Raw genomic sequence first — 17,130 nt, 5'->3', positions numbered from 1 at the left:
GACCACCACGCTGCCGGTGCGGAACGTCAAGGCGTTCCACCCGCGAGCCTCGAACGAGTAGTCGAGCAACACGACGGGCCTACGATGGCCAGCAGTCGACCACGGATCGACCCCTACTTTTCTAGCCCTGGTGTCGCACATCAGGTGGCGGAGAAACGTCGCACCTCAGCTGACGGATCACATCGTATCCCGATTGCGCGTCCGCGCTCGGGCAGCGGCACCTTCGGACGTCTTCGTGTGCTCGGCCAGCGAGAGCGAATCGTCCACTCGAGAGGTCCGCGAGACGGTCATGGCGACCGGATGGGGTCTTGTTCCTGGGTTGCCACCCAGGAGGCGAGCAGGGCGAGGGCTTGCGCGGTCGGCGATGTCGGCTCGGCGGTGAAGATCGTCATGCTCAGGCCCGGCTCGGATCTGAGGTCCATCGTCTCGTAGGCGAGCTCGAGGTGGCCGACGACCCCGTGGTGGTAATGCTTGGTACCGCCCGCATGGGTGCGGACGTTGTGGGCGCCCCACCGGCGGCGGAACTCATCGCTGCGGGTGCAGAGTTCGCCGACCAGGTCCTGCAGGTCCTTGTTGTGCGGGTCCTCGCCTGCGGCGGTGCGCAGGTTGGCGACCGTGATGTCAGCCATGTGATCCCAGTCTGGGTACAGGCGGTGGGCGGCGGCGTCCAGGAAGGCGAATCGGGCGAGGTTCGGCGGCCGGCTCGTGTCCGCCCAGACGTCCGCGTACAGGGCCCGGCCCAGGTGGTTGGCAGCGAGCAGATCGGACCTGTTGTTGCCGACGATTGCAGGTCCGGTCGTGATGGAGTCCAGGGCCCATTGCAGGCTCGGCGGCGCCGTCCAGGGGGCGGTGCTTCGCCGGCGGGGTCGCATCGCGGCGGTGGTGCCGTCGGCGGCCTTGGCGAGGTTGAACAGGTGGCGGCGTTCGGCGTCGTCGAGCTGCAGGGCGCGGGCGATCGCATCGAGGACCCCGGCCGATACTCCACCCAGCGAGCCGCGCTCGAGCTTGGCGTAGTACTCGACGCTCACCCCGGCCAGAGCAGCCACCTCGCTTCGCCGCAGTCCGGGAACCCGACGCTGCCCCGCTTGGGGCACCCGGGCCTGCTCGGGGGTGATGTTGGCTCGCCGCGAGGTCAGGAACTCGCGGACTTCGGCACGGTTGTCCACGTCCATTACGGTAAGGGCGGCTCGCCTGCGCAGCGATGCCCTGTCAGTACACCCATCGACAGTGACTTTTCCACCGCCTGGGGCGGGGGTCTCCTTAGGGCATGAACATTGCGCTCGCGCGGGGCTCCCGCGTATCGGCGGCCGCCGCACTGGTTCCGGCGACGCTGGCCGTCCTGCTAGCCTTCTGGTCGCTTCCCGCAGGGGTCGGTCCCGACACCCCGGCGCCAGCCGCCCGGGGTCCGGTCACCGCGGCCAGCGCACTGCCTCGTGCGGTGGATCTCAGCCGGGTGGTGCTTCATTTGCCGGAGGCTTCGGCGACGATCGCGCTGGACGAGACGCCGGCGGCTCGGGCGTTCGCCGCGATGCTGCCGCTGCGGCTGGCCCTGAGTGACCCGATGGGGCAGGCGAAGTCCGGACCGCTGCCGGACCGGATCGATGTCACCGGCGCCACCCGGGCGACCGATCCGGTCGTGGGAGTCCTCTACTACTGGCCCCCGACCGGCGACATCGCCATCTTCTACGAGGACCTCGGGCAGTCCGTCCCCGGGCCCGGTCTGGTTCGCCTCGGAGTTGTGGACGACGGCCTCACCGCGATCAGCCAGGCCGGTAACAGGTTTCCCGTCCACATCGACGCGGCGGACAGCCCAGCGGCGGGCGGGCCCGGGACCTCCTCACCGGGCTTGCGCTTGCTTCGCGGATCTTCGATGACCATGTCTGGCGCGGAAGGGCACCGGCACGCCTTGCCGCCCAGTGCCCCACGTCGGCGAACACCCCCGGTCGGGGACGGACCCATCGTCTGGTCGTGACCGGCTGTACGAAGCCAGGGGAGGCTAAGTCGACGGGGCAGCCGGGGGGCGCGTGCTGAACCGGGGCTGGCCGCCGAACCCAAGGAGCTGTACGCCGTCCCGGGTGCCGGTCACGTGGACCTCTACGACCAGACGGACCTGATCCCCTTCGACACGCTCGACGAGTTCTTCACCAAGAACCTCGCCGGCTGAGCGTCGCCCCACCCACTTGCCAGGCGCGTTCGGCGTGAAAAGAGGAACCCCATGGATACCGATACGATTCCGGCCGCGCCATGCGTCGGGGCCCCAGCGACTTCGGCAGCGGGCAACGCCACCCCAAGCTCCAGACCAAGCTCGAGACCAAGCCCTACGGCGACTGCTCGACCGGGTGAGAAGGAGCGGCTCCCCAAGGTCGTCTACGTGCTGGCGCTGGGCACCTTCCTGATGTTGACCACCGAGTTCGTCGTCGCCGGCATCCTGCCGGAGGTCGCGACCGCCCTGCAGGTCACCCTGGCCCGAGCCGGGCTGCTGATCACCGTCTTCGCGGTGGGCATGATCATCGGCGCGCCCCTGATGAGTCTGCTCACGCTGCGGCTGTCGAAACGGTTGACGCTGGAGCTGGCCCTGGTGGTCTTTGCGATCGGACACGTCGTGGTCGCGCTCGGCTCGGACTTCACCCTGCTGCTCGCCGCTCGCTTCGTCACCGCCCTGGCGACCGGAGCGTTCTGGGCGGTCGCCGCCGTCGTCGCCACCGGCTCAGCGGGCCCGACCTCGGGCGCACGCGCCATCGGCGTGGTCGGCGCGGGCGGGGCCCTCGCGACGGTGCTCGGTGTCCCGCTGGGCGCGTTCATTGCGCAGGCCGTCGGCTGGCGCGGCACCTTCTGGGCACTGGCGGTCGCGGCCACCCTCGCCACGATCCTCATCGCGCGCCTCGTCCCCGGCGACACCGCGACCCGCCCCGCGCCCTCGATCCGCAGTGAGCTGGCCGGACTTCGGTGCGGCCGGTTGTGGCTCGCCTTGCCGGCGTGCGCGACCACGACCGGTGGGGTACTGGCCGCGTACTCCTTCATCACCCCGATCCTCACCGAGCAGGCCGGCGTACCAACGCCCCTCGTTCCACTGGTGCTCACCGGCTTTGGCATCGCCTCGTTCATCGGCACCCTGCTCGGCGGCCGCTTCGGCGACGCTCATCCGGGGACCGTCACGATCCTGACCCCCGCGGTGACCACGTTCCTGCTGCTGGGGATCAGCCTGCTCGCGGGCGCCCCCTGGCTGACCACCGCCCTCGTGGTGCTGCTCGGGCTGTTCGGCCTCAGCGCGAACGGCGTGCTGATTCACCTCGCCGTCCGCTTCGCCGGGGCGGCAGCCACCCTTGGGTCGACTCTGAGCGTGTCAGCCTTCAACGTCGGCACCGCCATCGGGACGGCTATCGCAGGCTTCGCCTTGACCTCGCCCCTCGAGACCAGAGGCCCCGCAACGGTCGGCACCGTCATCGTCGCCCTCACGCTCATCCCCACGATCACCCTCGCGAACCTCCGCCGCCACCGCGGCGACCGCCGCACGGCAGAGCCCCACACCACGCAGAGCAGGAACACCGGAGGCAGCACACCATGACCATCCACTACGACTACACCGGACAGGTGGCCTTCGTCACCGGCGCTAGCTCCGGCATGGGCCTGGCGGCCGCGCAGGCCTTCGCCCGAGCCGGTGCCTCCACCGTCCTCGTCGACATCGACGAGCCCGCCGTCCGGGCGGTTGCCGCCGACCTCGTGCACCAGGGGTACGAGGCCCTCCCGGTGGTGTGCGACGTGACCGACGAGGCCCAGGTCGCGTCAGTGTTCGCCACCGTCGCCTCGACGTACGGCCGCCTGGATGCCGCCTTCAACAACGCCGGCATCATGATCCCCGCCGCACCCACGGCCGACACGAACAATGCGGTGTTCGACCGCGTCATGGCCGTCAACGTCCGTGGCGTCTGGAACTGCCTGAAGTACGAGATCGCGCAGATGCGGGCCCAAGGCTCCGGTGCCATCGTCAACAACTCCTCGATCGGCGGTCTCACCGGCAGCGCCAACCGGTCCGCCTACTCGGCCACCAAGCACGCCCTGCTCGGGCTGACGAAGTCCACCGCGCTGGAGACCGGCGCCCAGGGCATCCGCGTCAACGCGGTCTGCCCCGGCACGATCGACACCCCGATGGTCGACCGGATGTTCGCCGCGGGCGACCTGGACCACGGCGCCTCCGTCGCCGCCTCCGCCATCCCCCGACTCGGCCGGCCCGACGAGGTCGCCGCCGCCGTGCTGTGGCTCTGCAGCCCCGGCGCCTCCTACGTCACCGGGATCGCCCTTCCCGTCGACGGCGGCTACACCGCCAACTGAGGAACCGCCTGGCACACGCACGCCGGACGCAACTGAACCCGACCGGACTCGACCATCAGTCGGTCCCCGCCCCCAACTGGAACAACGAAAGAAGACACACAAATGCGCGCAACGCTGATGTACGGGCCCGGCGACGTCCGAGTCGAGAACGTCCCCGATTCCCGCATCAAGAGCCCGACCGACGCACTGGTCCGCGTCACCGCGTCCTGCATCTGCGGGAGCGACCTTCACCCGTACCACTCGATGTCCCCATCGAACGGCCCAGCGCGGATGGGGCACGAGCTCATCGGCATCGTTGAGGAGGTCGGCTCCGCGGTGACCACCGTCAAGAAGGGCGACCTGGTCGTGTCACCCTTCGCGATCTCGGACAACACCTGCCAGTTCTGCCGCGAGCACCTGCAGACCTCCTGCACGCACCCCGAAGGGACGTTCTGGGACGGCATCCCGGACGAAGGGGGCCAGGCCGAGGCCGTGCGCGTTCCCCTCGCGGACGGCACCCTCGTCAAGCTGCCCGTCGCGGCGGACTCTGCGCTCATGCCGTCACTGCTGACGCTCTCCGACGTGCTCGGCACCGGCTACCACGCGGCAGTGAAGGGCGGGGTCAAGCCCGGCTCCCGCGTCACGGTCATCGGCGACGGAGCGGTCGGCCTGATGGCGGTCCTGTCCGCCAAGCGGCTCGGCGCGGAGCAGATCATCCTGATGGGCCGACACCGGGCCCGCACTGACCTCGGCATCGAGTTCGGCGCCACGGACGTCGTCGTGGAACGCGGAGAAGAGGGCATCGCCCGAGTCCGCGAGCTCGCCGGCGGCCACGGCTCACACGTCGTACTCGAGGCGGTCGGCCACATGCCCGCCTATGAGCAGGCTATCGGGATCATCCGCCCTGGCGGCACCATCAGCCGGGTCGGCGTGCCCCAGTACGAGGACGGGCCGGTCGGGTTCGCCAGCCTCTTCGGCGGCAACATCACCCTCACCGGCGGCCCGGCCCCGGTCCGGGCCTACATCGACGAGCTCCTGCCTGAGATCCTCAACGGCAGCATCGAACCCGGCAAGGTCTTCGACGCCACGACCAACCTGGGCGGCGTCCCCGCCGGTTACGCGGACATGGACGAGCGCAGGAGCCTCAAAGTGCTCATCACGCCCTGACGAGGGTGCGGCGGCCAACGAATCTGGTGGCCAGCCGCTCACCACGGTGCACCGCGACGGTGACATGCGCACCGAGCGACACTTCGCGTGCGCACCGCTCATCGAGGCGACGGAGGGGACCATCCCGGGCGCAGTCGGAGGAGCGCAGCCCATCCTGAGGGCGGCATGACCCGGCGTAGTGGCTTCGGATGTGTCCGCAGGCCAAGGGGCAGCCTGGGACCGGCCGCGGGCCAGGCTGGTGTCGTGTCGGGCGTTCTACCGATAGCGCCTGCCGTCGGCACGGGGTTCGATGGTCGGGACGATGCACCCAAACCAACTCGATCCCAAGCAGGAGGGAGCATGAGCGACACCCATTTGGGTGAATGGCGACCTGTGCCCGGCGAGCCGGGCTGCGAGTTCCGACTCGTTTGCAGGGTCAGAGCGGTCGATGGCCAGCCCGGAGTCATGGACTACGAGGTCTACGTTGACGTCCGCCGAGCGTACGAGGGTTCGGAGGCTGCCGGACGGCGGGTGGGGTGACCAACACTGGCGGTCGTAGTCCCCCCAAGAGCGGCATGTGCGTGAATCGTGCTGGCCGATACTTGATGCAGCAGTTGGACGGCGAGGTCTGCAACGTTTCGGTTGGGAGGGCGGTCTCAGTGGATGTGGCAACGAGGACAAGTGAAGCGCCGGCATGGGTTGCGTGGTCTGCGGCGACGGTGCTGGCCGCCGTCGGCGTCTTCTTCCTTGTGGCGCAGCTGGACCCCTTTCTGGTCTTGGCCGTGCTGCCACTGGTCGTCGTCCTCGCGCTCATTGGGGAGCATGCGCGTCGGCACGGTGACGTCCCTTCCCGCGGGTGGTACTGGGTTGCCACAGCCTTTGTGGCAGGGCTCCTGATCTATGGAGGTGCTTACTGGGTCTATGGCCTGACGCACCCGCCGATGGCTAGCTGAAACGAGAGCACAGCGGCATGAGCGAGCACTTCAGCGAACGGCGACGTGGAGGTCCAAGCGGTCGCAACAAACATCGAACCCGCTGTGGCGCGGACACTTGATGTCGTCACTACTCGGGCAGAAATAGAGGTCCGAGCAGCCGCAGTCATGAACGACCCGGGACCAGGCCCGAGCGATTCGGGCGCCGGTGGCTGCAGCTTGATCGTCCGACGTCACGCGACGAGGTTAGCCGGGGCGGTCGAGAAAGATCGACATGATTGACGATTGGCGAACGATCAGGAGAGAACGCGGCGGATCCTCGGCAGCCCGCCCGGACGGCGGCAAATCGGCGTGTCCATGCCCGGCCCGGGAGCGACTCGCGAGGCAAAGTCGGTGCCCACCGTTACCTTGGCGCCATGCAGCTCGCTCAGGTCTTTACCGTGATGATCGCCTCGCCCTCCGACGTGCCTGACGCTCGCCAGGCGGTCTATGACTCGCTCACCGAATGGAACGACGCCAACACGAGACACCGGAACGTGATTCTCCTGCCCTTGAAATGGGAGACGAGCGCCGTTCCGCAGATGGGCAGCGACGGGCAGGACATCATCAATCACCAGCTCGTTGACGATGCCGACATAGTGATCGCGCTGTTTGGAAGTCGGCTCGGACAGGAGACCGCACGCGACCTCTCCGGTACCGCCGAGGAGATGAACCGAGCCCACGGCGCAGGAAAGCCAGTGCACCCGTTCTTCTCGGACGGACCGTTGCCGCGTGACGTAGACACCGACGAGCTCAAACGGCTGCGCGACTTCCAGAAGAAGTTGGAGGGGCTCTACAGCACCTTCGCCAACCCGGGGGAACTGCGGAACAAGGTCTGGCAGGCCATCGAGCACGACATCGCCAAGCTGCAGCAAGACATCGACCAACCGGTAGAGACAAAGGGTGGTGTGGACTTTCTGGTTCAGCCCGCGAGCGAGCGCCTGCCGAAGACTGACAGTCGTGGTCGCCTGACTCACGAGACTAAGCGCTGGATCGAGCTGACGAATCGGGGAGACGTCGACGCAGAGAACGTCGTTGTGGAAGCAGCCCCGGACGCAAACTTCTGGCTTCACTGGGCCGGTCCGACGACAATCCAGCACGGCCAGATGCGCAAGGTGCCCGTGACCTACAGCATGGCCACGTCCAGGGCCGCAATCGTCGTCAAGTGGACCGAGTCGGGAGTCGAGCACAGCAGGCAGTTCGACATCGACTGACGCCTCCTCCCCGCGTTCGGACGTCGTTCGTCGAGGGTCGCCGAGTTCGCCCGGCGCGCGTGTCAGGATGACCGCTGTGACCGACCACGCCGACAGACAACGTCAGGTGGCTCCCAGCTACTGGCAACGCTTCCAAAGCCGGCTGCCCTGGGCTGCCGCGGTATGCGCGGTGATCGGCCTCGTTCACGGTCTGACCGCTGGACGGTCTGGCATAGCCGTCGTGACCTACACGCTGAGCGCCATGGCCACCACAGCGTTCGTTGGTGCTCCAGTGGTAACCCTGCTACTCGCTGCTGTTCCTTCCAAGCGCGGTCCCGCGCTCAAATCGGAACGCGGGCCCTCGGCTAACCGCTAGCTGGCCCGTCGCTGCTGGACGGACGTCTCGTCGAAAGCGGCAGAAGAACGGGCGTAGTCGTCCTCAGAGTGGCACTATCCACCAGCGGCGGATCCGGTCGTTTTGATGGAACGCGGTGTGCGCCTGCTTCCTGCCGCGATAGTCATCGCGATTAAGGCCTCGAGCGCGTTCGGTGCGCGACGCTAGGAACGGCCCATATGTGGAACGCCGGTTTTCGGCGTCGCGTGAGGCAACCCGGCGCGTGGGTCAATGTCTCTGTAGCGGTAGGAGGTGGGTTCTCTGGACCGGCAAGAGCAGTTCGAGTCTTTCGTGGTTGCGCATGGCGCCGCCGCGGTGCGGGCGGGGCGTGCTCTGACCGGGGACTGGCACGCCGGATCCGACCTTGCCCAGGAGTCGCTGACGCGCTTGTACCTGGCGTGGCCGCGGCTTCGCGATCAGGCCGCCGCGTGGACCTATCTGCGACGGACGATGGTTCGACTGCATTTGCGCCAGCGCAAGCGGCTCTGGAGCCGCGAGATCCCGAGCAGTGAGGTGCCAGCGGGCGCACGCACGAACGACGGGGCGGCGCGGGACGACCAGGTGCTAGAAGCGTTGTCGACGCTGCCGCCGGGACAACGCGCGACTCTCGTGCTGCGGTTCTGTCTGGACATGTCCGTGGACGACACGGCCGCAGCGCTCAGGTGCACGACCGGCACGGTGAAGAGCCAGACCTCGAAGGGCTTGGCCGCGATGCGAACGCGGCTGGAGAGCCAGTCGGGCACACGAAGGGCAGAGGTGAAGGCGCCGTGAACGACGAACAAGTCAAGGACGCGCTGCGGGGTCTCGGTGGCTCGGGCATCGCGCCCGATCTTCAGGTGGGGCTGATCGTGGCTGACGCACAGGCCCGCCGGCGGCGACGCTACGTGGGCGCGGGCGTTGGGGTGCTGGTGCTGCTCGCTGCCCCGTATACGGTCTGGGCGGCAACGCAGGGCAACGCCGGCGCCGCCCCGGTGGCCGGACCAGTGACGCGCCACGAGACCGAGCGACCCGCCAGCAACACGGGGTCGACGCCCACCACAGGCACGTCACCGGCGCCTGCACCGATGGCTCCGGCCTGCCCGCCAGCGTCCCCCCTTCTGGTCCAGGACGCATCCCCCGATGCAGCCATTCAGTCCCAGCCGGCCCGCGCCGCAGCCGGCGGCACCGTGACCTTCAACGCCGCCCAGAAGGCACACAACGCCCCTGATCGCCCGATCGTGACCCTCCAGCTCATCGTCGCCCGCCCGGAGGGCGAATGGACCGCAGAACGTCACCGGGGCGGACTCAAGCTCCACGGGCTCTCAGACCTTAAGAGGTCAGAGAACCAGATCGCGGCATCGCGGATCGTCACATCGCCAGGCGGTGTGGAGACCCTGACAATGTCGGTTCCGGCAACGACCGCTCCTGGTCGCTATCCCGTCTACATCGTCACGACGTGGCCCGGCCCGTCCCTGTGCGGGCACACGAACAAAGACACACGAACGCCCCAAGGGTCGTCCTGGGGACRGGCCGGCACTCTCGTCGTGACTCCTGCACCGCGCTGAGGGTCGGAATCTCATGAGCCGGGCGCAACCAGAGCCGCACGCGCGCGCCGCGGAGCTGAGGACGTGGGTTCGGGTCCTGGTGGATGCGTCGTCAGCCTGTCTCGCCCTTGCGCTGCTAGCCGGGTGCGCAACAGGCACAGCAGAATCCGGGTCCGCGGCGTCCCTGCGGAGCCCTGTGCCCGTCGAAAGAGCCGCACGCTGGTGTACGGCCGTACTGCGACACCACGCCGGACAGTTCGAGGGCATAACCTTGCAGAACTCGGTCGCCACCACCGTGGCAGCCGCGCAGGCATGGCGAGACGTCCAAGGAGAAAGCTCAGGCTTCGTCGAGGACCTGCAGTCCCGCTTCCCCGCCCTGGCCTCCTTGGCGCCCGAGGACCACCTTGCCGTCTGCCTCTTCACTGGGGAGCCACGACCGATCTCGCAACCCGCTCCCGCACGCCTGCCCGCCGTCGGCATGCGAGTGTTCGTGACGCCGTCCGGGGCCTACGTTGTCGACGCGATCGGGCCACACGCAGCCTTGGCGGCGGAAATCGCACGGCTCCGATAAGGGGCTGCTCTCCAGCGGGCGCCGACGCCCACTCCTCGACTCGTCGCCGTCGCCAACGCTTTGCACCCGCCCCCCGCCACCGGCCACCTGGCAGGCATCCACGCGATCGCTCCGCGGCAAATGAGGACGTCAAGGCCCGGCGAGGCGTTCGGCAGGTCCCGGCGATGGATACTGCGCCTGTGAGCGTACGAGTGCGGGACGTCTGGCTGTGGCCCGATGGTGGGCGAGTCGCGCGTCCTTGGATCGCCGAGTCGGCCGGGGGCGATGCCCTGGCGAAGGCCGGTGCTGTCGTGGCCACACAGTTGAAGATTCTGCTGGGCTCGCACGAGGCGCGGTTGCGGTCCGCAAGAGTCCAGGTGATGGTCGCTGATGAGCCCTGGCCGGACGATCACGTGGAACTGACCGTGTTCGACGACCTGATGGAAGGCGGCGAGGCAGGCAGGGTGGTCGTGCCGGCGACGGTGGCGCAGCTGAGCCTCGAGCAACGTTGGTGGCTGGCATTCACGGTATTGCGTCGCGCATGCGAGGAGTTGGCGCTGGTCGCTGACGAAGACGTAGGTCCGTGGTCGCAGATGGCTGTTGAGCTGCTGGCGCGCGGTCCAGTCGAGCGGCTTGCCAGCGCATGGAAGGCGGCCCCCGACCGTCGACACCGGGCCCGTCTGGTGACCGAGCTGCGGGTGGACCGGCCCAGCGAGACATGGATCGAGGTAGCGCGCCGCGGCCAGGAGGAGCCGATGGGACGCAGCAAGATGGTGCACGCGGCCCCGTCTCGAGGCAGGCTCGAAGCGCCTGTGTGGCTCGACTCGACCACGGCGGCGGTCGGGTTGCTTGTCGACCGAGGTGGGCGCCTGCTGCGCTCCGCGGAACTGGTGGCTGGCCTAGACGACCTTCAGGCGGTGGCGCCGCTGGCGGTGATGGCGCTCGGCACAGAGCCGCAGGTGCCCACCGTCCGGGTGACGCACTTCAGCACGCGCGACCCTGCCCGACCGGCTGACGTCGTGATCGGTGCGATCAACGGACAGCCGTCGCTACTGCCTCGCGAGCACCGGCTGGCCTGGCGGGCCGTTGGGCAGGCACGGCTGCCGGAGTTGAAGGAGTGGTGGTCAACATCCGGGCTGGCCACCTTGGACGTCTCCGCGGTGTGCTTGGCGGAGGCTAGCCGGCCCTCAAGCTGGCTTGATGGGCGAGATCTGTCGGTCGAGGTGCCCCTCAACCCGCGGGCGACTGCCGAAGTGGAGCCGGAACAGGCTGCACTGGATGCGCTGCAGGTTGCGGTAGGCGTAGCGGCCCGGAGAGCAAAGATCGCCCCTCTGACCCTGACGTAAGGTCGCGGTCGGCGCCCTCCGCGCGGCATGACCAGACGTCTCAAGTGCGTCGGTCGAACCGCTTTACTGGGCCCGTGACCCCAGCCCAGACTCCCAGACGGCCAGAGCCGTTCAGGCCGTCCCGCGAGCTGCGTGACCTCGAAGAAGAACTCGCGTGGGCACCCACTTGGCCGGGCTGGGGGTTCCTAGTGCTCTGCGTGCTAGGCGTGGCTGCCGGCTGGGCTGGGAGTTGGACGGGCTGGGAGTGGCTCACGACTCTCGCCCTCGGATTCGTTCTGTGCGCCTGCATCGTCGCCGTGAGGCGCGTCCGGCAAGTTGTTCGAATCGCGTGGCGAACGCACTTGTTGCGTCGGCAGGAGCGTCAGGCGTGGCGTTCGCGCACGCAACGCGAGGGATGACCTGACGTACCAGGAGCGGCATGACCGGGCGTGCGGTCTGCGACTCCTCTTGGGCGGCCGTCCCAGGCGCACCGAGGGTCGCAAGGGTCGGTGAGGGAGCGAACGTGCGACACTCCGCGCATGGCCGTCAGCGAGGACCAGGTCGAGGTACGCCGGCGCCGCACCATTCCGGGGCGGGTCCGTTGGCTGATGCTTGTCCTGGCGGGCTGCCTGGTGGTTGCGTCCGCATTGGTGGCGTACGTGCTGGGGGTCTTCACCCGGAACGCCAGTCCCTACGAGGCCTTGGATGCCTACACGTCGGCCGTGACGACGGGCGACCGGGATGCTTTGGAGGCGGCTATCGTCGACAGCCCTCGACGCGGCGCCCTCATCGACCGCCATGCCGGCAAGCCCATGACGCCCACGGCCGTTTCAATGGAGCAGACGGTCTCCGGGGTGTGGTGGAGCGTTGAGATCCGGTACGAGCTTCCCGGGGAGCCGCCCAACTCCGAGCAAGTGCTCGTCCATCCCAGGGATGACTCGCCGGACCGGCTGATGGACTACGTGGTCGAACCAGCGCCGTAACGACCACCGGGCTACCGCACCGCGGCGGCCTGCTCGCGCCTACTTGCCGATTGCGCTGCGGATTTCCACCGTCAGCGGCATGGTCGGGCGATCGTAGTCGCCCTCAGCGCGGCATGGTCGGTAATCGCCTAAGCATCGCTCGGAAATCGTGCGCGATGCGGCACAGTGGCGATCGTGAATCCAGAGTTGGAGCAGCGGTTGCAGGCGGCTGCGTGCCTTGACCTAGAGGACCTCGTCGACCTCGGATGCGACCTGGCGGAGGTCGGCCTGTTGTCCGATGCCGAGGGGTGCTTTCGTCGGGCGTCTGACCTCGGCTCCGCACGAGCGTCGTTCAACCTAGGCAACTGTCTGGCCGAGCAGGAGCGGTGGGTCGAAGCCGTGACCCTTTACGAGATCGCCCTCGACCGCGGCGAGAGCGACGCGTGGCTGAACTTGGGCTTGGTCCTTCACGAACTCGGCGACCTCGCTGGGGAGATCCGGGCGTACCAGAGCGCTGAAGCGGCCGGCGATAGCGGCGGCCCTCTCGGACTGGCCTTCGCCTTTCGCGAGCAGGGAGACAGAGAGGCAGCGATGGAGGCCGCACAGCGCTCCGCCGCGGCCGGTAACGACACCGCAGCTGCCGTGGTCGCCTGCTGGCAGTGGTGCACATCCCTTGACCCCAGCCTTGAGCCCACCCTGCGGGCGGGCGCTGATCACTTCGCGTCTGCCCGGGCAGACCTGGGGCACCTGCTGGTCGCGACCGGACGCATTGAGGAGGCCCGAGATGTCCTGGAGCATGGCATGAAGCTGGGTGAAGTCGAGAGCATGCTGCCGCTCGGCAACCTGTACTTAGACCTGCTCCACGACGACGAAGCCGCCGAGGCTGCCTACCGGGCCGGCGCTGCTCTGGGAGACGCGCATTCGCATCACAACCTGGCCCTCCTACTCGAGGGGAACGGCGACCTTAGCGGGGCAGAGCGGCACTATCGGGCAGCCATCGAGGGTGGGGACACTCTCTCGGTCCGCGCTCTTCGTGACCTGCTGGACGAGTAGGTCTTCCACCCGCAGAAGCGCCAGCGCTTTGCGGCGTTCAACGTCCAGTCCTCGACACCATCGCTCGGAGCGCGGCATGTCCAGATGCTTCCTGCGACCTACCGAGCGGAGATGGCCTGCGCGGCTGGGGTCTGCCCCATGAGTGACGTGCGCGAGGAGTCCCCGCCGGACGAGCGCACGGTTTGGCGAACGGAGGCCGCAGCCGTTGGCGCCGCACTCGGCGGTTTGGCCATCGCTTTCGGTGCCTACTTGGTTGTCTCGTGGTTGCTCCCGGTTGGGGCTGACTGGATCGCTCGCGCTGTCTCTGCTGCCCTGGGCTTCTGGCTGGCGAGGCTCGCCTATCGCCGCGTGCTTCGCTCTCAAGGCTTCGAGTCGTCGGGGCTGGGGGTCCGGCTTAAGGATGGCCACTGAGGCCTGACCTGCTCGCGGCATGACAGTGCGTCTCCTGCCACGATCGTCGGTGGACCGAGTGAACTATGAAGTGATCGCCGGGCGTCTGCCGGGCCTCCTCATCCGGTTGGGCGACCGGCTGCCAGACAGCGACGTCACGGTGATCGGCGAGTTCATCGACGCGAACGAACCTGGTCTCGGACCCACCACCTCGAGAGCCGCCACGTCACGTGCGGGCCTTCAGGGCGAGGGCGACTCGCATGCGTAAGGGCGGTGGCGCCCTCACGCCTCGAGTTGCTCGTCAGCGTGATGCAGCCCCGTCGGGGGCGTCCCCGTGGGGTCCAGCGGCGTGCGGCGCAGCAGGCCCGTGACGCGGTGCAGCAGCTCCCGCGGGCTGAACGGCTTGATCACGTAGTCGTCGGCGCCCACGGCGAAACCCAGATCCACATCGTGGTCGCGTGACTTGGCGCTCAGCAGCACAACTGGGATTCCGTGATGGTCGCCTGCGCGGATCTTGCGCAGCACTTCGATGCCGTTCAGGCCGGGCATCTGGATGTCGAGCACCACCAGGTCCGGCGGGTCTGACTTGAACGTCTCCCACGCTGCGGTGCCGTCCTTCACCGCCTCGACCGCGTACCCCGCCTGGCTCAGCTTGAACACGACGAGCTCGCGGATGTCGGCGTCGTCGTCGGCCACCAGAATGCGTGCGGTCACGGGAACAGGCATTGCACTCCTGCGGCAGTATGCGGTCACACCGACTATCGCACGCGCGAGGGACAAATCGGACAGTGTGCGGCGTCGAGCTCGGAGCTTCGCCAGTCCAATCATGTGCGTCTGCTCCGTGCCTTTTCCCCGTGGTCGATCGAGTCGAGCTCCACGACGCGGCGAAGGTGTGGGTCGCCTACATCTCGGACACGGGGTCCTCCGTGTGCTTCAACGTGACCGAAGCAGAGGAAGCAGCGATACAGGCCGCGCTCGGAAGCCTTCCCATGATCACGGTCCGTGAGCTAAAGGCCCGGAAACGTTGATCCGGTGATGGCATTCCATCCGGGGCATGTGCGTACGTCGGCTTGTACCACTGCCTCATGCCGCGACGACGTGCGCTGTTTTGACGCACCGGGGCCGAAGGCGGCAGTTCCGGGCCTTGACGTCGGGTCGTCTGCTTGGCGCGCGCCGACTTCCAGCTGCCGACCTGACGCCGGGCGGGGCAGAACGTCCTGCGCCTCCTGATTGCCGGCGAGGGGACGTGCCACCGCTCGTCCACGAGATCCTGCGGCGCGGCCTACGCGATCGGGCGGCGGCGAGTCAGACGCGGAGGCCTGCCGTGTCCGGGGCGCTGCTTGCACGGAGGTGGTAGGGGACGCTGGTTACGACGACGCCGGGCAGGGTGAGCAGGCGCAGCTTGAGTCGTAGGGCGCTCTGGTTGTGCAGGATGCCTTCCCACCACCGGTCGACGACGTACTCGGGGATGAAGACGACGACGAGGTCGTGCGGGTTGTCCGATCGCACATGCTGCACGTGTGCGACGAGGGGCGCGGTGATGTCGCGGAACGGGGAGTCCAGCATGGTCAGCGGCACGGGTAGGTCGGCCTCGAGCCACTGCTGCTGGATGGTGCGGGTTTCGTCCGGGTCGACGCAGACCGTGAGGGCGGTGAGGGATGAGGGCCGGGTGGCGCGGGCGTACGCGATCGCGCGCAGGACTGGCTCGTTGACCCGAGAGACGAGCACGACTGCGTGGACTCGGCTCGGTAGGAGCCGTGCGTCACCGGTGGGGCGCAACTCCTTGCTGATCCGGGTGTAGTGGCGGTTGACGCCCCGCATGAGCAGGCACAGCAGGGGTACCGCGATGACGACGAGGTAGGCGCCGCCAGTGAACTTGGTGACCAGCACGATAACGAGGACGAGCCCGGTCAGAGTCGCCCCGAAGGCGTTGACGAGTCGGGCTGCGTTGATGCGGTGGCGGACACCGGGGGCGATCACTCGTTGGATCTCGCGATTCCAATGGCGCACCATGCCAGCCTGGCTGAGCGTGAAGCTGGTGAAGACGCCCAAGATGTATAGGTGCAACAACTGGTCGACGTCGGCTCGGTAGGTGAAGATCAGGAGCCCGGCGATCAGGGCGAGGCCGATGATGCCGTTGCTGTACGCGAGCCGGTCGCCTCGAGTGCGCAGCTGGTTGGGCATGAGCCGGTGTTGCGCGAGCAGCGAGGCGAGCATCGGGAAGCCGTTGTAGGCAGTGTTGGCGGCCAGGATAAGGACCAGCGCGGTCGAGGCCTGCACGACGTAGAACATGACGCTGCCCGCCCCGAAGACCGCCGACGCGAGCTGTGCGATGACGGTCTGTTGCGGGTCCGATTCGCAGTTGCCGCGGAAGCCGATGAGGTCGCACGTGTCGTCCGCGACATGCACCTGGGCGACGAGGGCCAGGATCGTGATGCCTGCGAACATCGCGACGGCCAGGCCCCCCATCGCGACGAGGGTGCGGGCCGCGTTGCGTGACTTGGGCGCCCGGAATGCTGGTACTCCGTTGCTGATGGCCTCGACACCCGTGAGCGCGGTACACCCGGACGAGAAGGCTTTGAGGGCGAGGAACAGCAGGGCGAGACCGGTCAGGCCCGTCCGCTGGGCGTGCACCGAGTAACCGGCGCTCTCGGCCACGGGCGCGGCTCCGAAGAGTGCCTTGGTCAGCCCGAATCCACTGACTGCGAGGATGCAGGCCACGAAGACGTACGTGGGCACCGCGAACGCACGTCCTGACTCGCGCGTGCCGCGCAGGTTCATCAGGGTCAGCGCCGCGATGACTGCGATGGCGATCGTGACCCGTTGCGCGTTGAGGCTAGGGAATGCGGAGATGATGTTGTCGATCCCGGCCGCGACGGACACGGCGACGGTCATGACGTAGTCGACCATGAGGGACGCGGCCACCACCATCGCGGCGCTCCGGCCGAGGTTCTCCCGCACCACTTCGTAGGAGCCGCCGCCGCTGGGGTACGCCATCACGACCTGGCGGTACGAGAGCACGACGGCGGCCAGCAGCACGACGACCGCGGCCGCGATCCACGGCGTCAGGTAGAGGTAGGCGAGACCTCCGAGGGTGAGGACTTTGAGGATGGCCTCGGTCGCGTATGCGACGGATGACAGCGGGTCGGAGGCGAAGATCGGCAGGGCGATTCGCTTCTGCAGCAACGTCTCCTCGAGGTTCTCGTTGCGCAGGGGCCGTCCGACGAGGATCCGCTTGGCCGTTGAGATCTGGTTCAGCACATTTCGACGCTAGGAGCGGGTCCGCATAGGTCTTGCAAGGGATCAGGCTGGCGC

General features: G+C 68.0%; 14 protein-coding genes. 11 read left to right on the top strand and 3 right to left on the bottom strand.

Features of this window, described 5'->3' with window-relative positions:
- Positions 1-287 precede the first annotated feature (287 nt).
- Positions 288-1,166 carry a helix-turn-helix transcriptional regulator gene (locus AC1DE0_RS12205; protein ID WP_478100775.1) on the bottom strand — a complete coding sequence of 293 codons (879 nt, stop codon included), beginning with the start codon at positions 1,164-1,166 and terminating at the stop codon, positions 288-290.
- A 101-nt stretch (positions 1,167-1,267) separates the two neighbouring features.
- Between AC1DE0_RS12205 and AC1DE0_RS12200 the strand changes: the two genes are divergently transcribed.
- The 11 genes from AC1DE0_RS12200 (at position 1,268) to AC1DE0_RS12150 (ending at position 13,425) form a co-directional block, all read left to right on the top strand.
- Positions 1,268-1,972 carry a cyclophilin-like fold protein gene (locus AC1DE0_RS12200; RefSeq protein ID WP_478100773.1) on the top strand — a complete coding sequence of 235 codons (705 nt, stop codon included), beginning with the start codon at positions 1,268-1,270 and terminating at the stop codon, positions 1,970-1,972.
- A 399-nt stretch (positions 1,973-2,371) separates the two neighbouring features.
- Positions 2,372-3,565 carry an MFS transporter gene (locus AC1DE0_RS12195; protein ID WP_478100772.1) on the top strand — a complete coding sequence of 398 codons (1,194 nt, stop codon included), beginning with the start codon at positions 2,372-2,374 and terminating at the stop codon, positions 3,563-3,565.
- Complete coding sequence (locus AC1DE0_RS12190; protein WP_478100771.1) at positions 3,562-4,329, top strand: SDR family oxidoreductase; 768 nt, start codon at positions 3,562-3,564, stop codon at positions 4,327-4,329. Before AC1DE0_RS12195 ends, AC1DE0_RS12190 begins: the two co-directional genes overlap by 4 nt.
- A 102-nt stretch (positions 4,330-4,431) precedes the next feature.
- A complete protein-coding gene (locus AC1DE0_RS12185) occupies positions 4,432-5,475 on the top strand; it encodes a zinc-dependent alcohol dehydrogenase family protein (RefSeq protein ID WP_478100769.1) in 1,044 nt (347 codons plus the stop codon).
- A 584-nt stretch (positions 5,476-6,059) separates the two neighbouring features.
- Positions 6,060-6,407 carry a hypothetical protein gene (locus AC1DE0_RS12180; protein WP_478100767.1) on the top strand — a complete coding sequence of 116 codons (348 nt, stop codon included), beginning with the start codon at positions 6,060-6,062 and terminating at the stop codon, positions 6,405-6,407.
- A gap of 395 nt (positions 6,408-6,802) precedes the next feature.
- On the top strand, positions 6,803-7,639 hold the full coding sequence (locus tag AC1DE0_RS12175; protein WP_478100763.1) for a DUF4062 domain-containing protein: 837 nt from the start codon (positions 6,803-6,805) through the stop codon (positions 7,637-7,639).
- 625 nt (positions 7,640-8,264) lie between these two features.
- Positions 8,265-8,783, top strand: coding sequence for a SigE family RNA polymerase sigma factor (locus AC1DE0_RS12170; RefSeq protein ID WP_478100761.1), 519 nt, complete (start codon positions 8,265-8,267; stop codon positions 8,781-8,783).
- Positions 8,780-9,556, top strand: coding sequence for a hypothetical protein (locus AC1DE0_RS12165; protein ID WP_478100759.1), 777 nt, complete (start codon positions 8,780-8,782; stop codon positions 9,554-9,556). The genes AC1DE0_RS12170 and AC1DE0_RS12165 overlap by 4 nt, the downstream gene beginning before the upstream one ends.
- Before the next feature lie 729 nt (positions 9,557-10,285).
- Positions 10,286-11,431, top strand: a complete 1,146-nt coding sequence (locus tag AC1DE0_RS12160) for a hypothetical protein (protein WP_478100757.1) — start codon at positions 10,286-10,288, stop codon at positions 11,429-11,431.
- Between the two features lie 518 nt (positions 11,432-11,949).
- Positions 11,950-12,393, top strand: a complete 444-nt coding sequence (locus AC1DE0_RS12155) for a hypothetical protein (RefSeq protein ID WP_478100753.1) — start codon at positions 11,950-11,952, stop codon at positions 12,391-12,393.
- A 174-nt stretch (positions 12,394-12,567) separates the two neighbouring features.
- A complete protein-coding gene (locus AC1DE0_RS12150) occupies positions 12,568-13,425 on the top strand; it encodes a tetratricopeptide repeat protein (protein ID WP_478100751.1) in 858 nt (285 codons plus the stop codon).
- A 672-nt stretch (positions 13,426-14,097) separates the two neighbouring features.
- Here AC1DE0_RS12150 and AC1DE0_RS12145 read toward each other — a convergent pair.
- Together AC1DE0_RS12145 and AC1DE0_RS12140 are read right to left on the bottom strand one after the other, a co-directional pair.
- On the bottom strand, positions 14,098-14,529 hold the full coding sequence (locus AC1DE0_RS12145; RefSeq protein WP_478100749.1) for a response regulator transcription factor: 432 nt from the start codon (positions 14,527-14,529) through the stop codon (positions 14,098-14,100).
- A gap of 591 nt (positions 14,530-15,120) precedes the next feature.
- The gene (locus tag AC1DE0_RS12140) at positions 15,121-17,076 is read right to left on the bottom strand and encodes an APC family permease (RefSeq protein WP_478100747.1); all 1,956 of its coding nucleotides are present in this window, start codon (positions 17,074-17,076) and stop codon (positions 15,121-15,123) included.
- Positions 17,077-17,130 lie beyond the last annotated feature (54 nt).

The sequence above is a fragment of the Terrabacter sp. 05T424 genome, from assembly GCF_056396225.1.
This window is presented reverse-complemented; position numbering and strand designations above follow the sequence as displayed.

What these genes read in the sequence shown, in the direction of transcription:
- AC1DE0_RS12200 (WP_478100773.1), top strand. Translation starts at nt 1,268, where the DNA reads ATGAACATTGCGCTCGCGCGGGGCTCCCGCGTATCGGCGGCCGCCGCA.
- AC1DE0_RS12190 (WP_478100771.1), top strand. Translation starts at nt 3,562, where the DNA reads ATGACCATCCACTACGACTACACCGGACAGGTGGCCTTCGTCACCGGC.
- AC1DE0_RS12185 (WP_478100769.1), top strand. Translation starts at nt 4,432, where the DNA reads ATGCGCGCAACGCTGATGTACGGGCCCGGCGACGTCCGAGTCGAGAAC.
- AC1DE0_RS12180 (WP_478100767.1), top strand. Translation starts at nt 6,060, where the DNA reads ATGCAGCAGTTGGACGGCGAGGTCTGCAACGTTTCGGTTGGGAGGGCG.
- AC1DE0_RS12175 (WP_478100763.1), top strand. Translation starts at nt 6,803, where the DNA reads ATGCAGCTCGCTCAGGTCTTTACCGTGATGATCGCCTCGCCCTCCGAC.
- AC1DE0_RS12155 (WP_478100753.1), top strand. Translation starts at nt 11,950, where the DNA reads ATGGCCGTCAGCGAGGACCAGGTCGAGGTACGCCGGCGCCGCACCATT.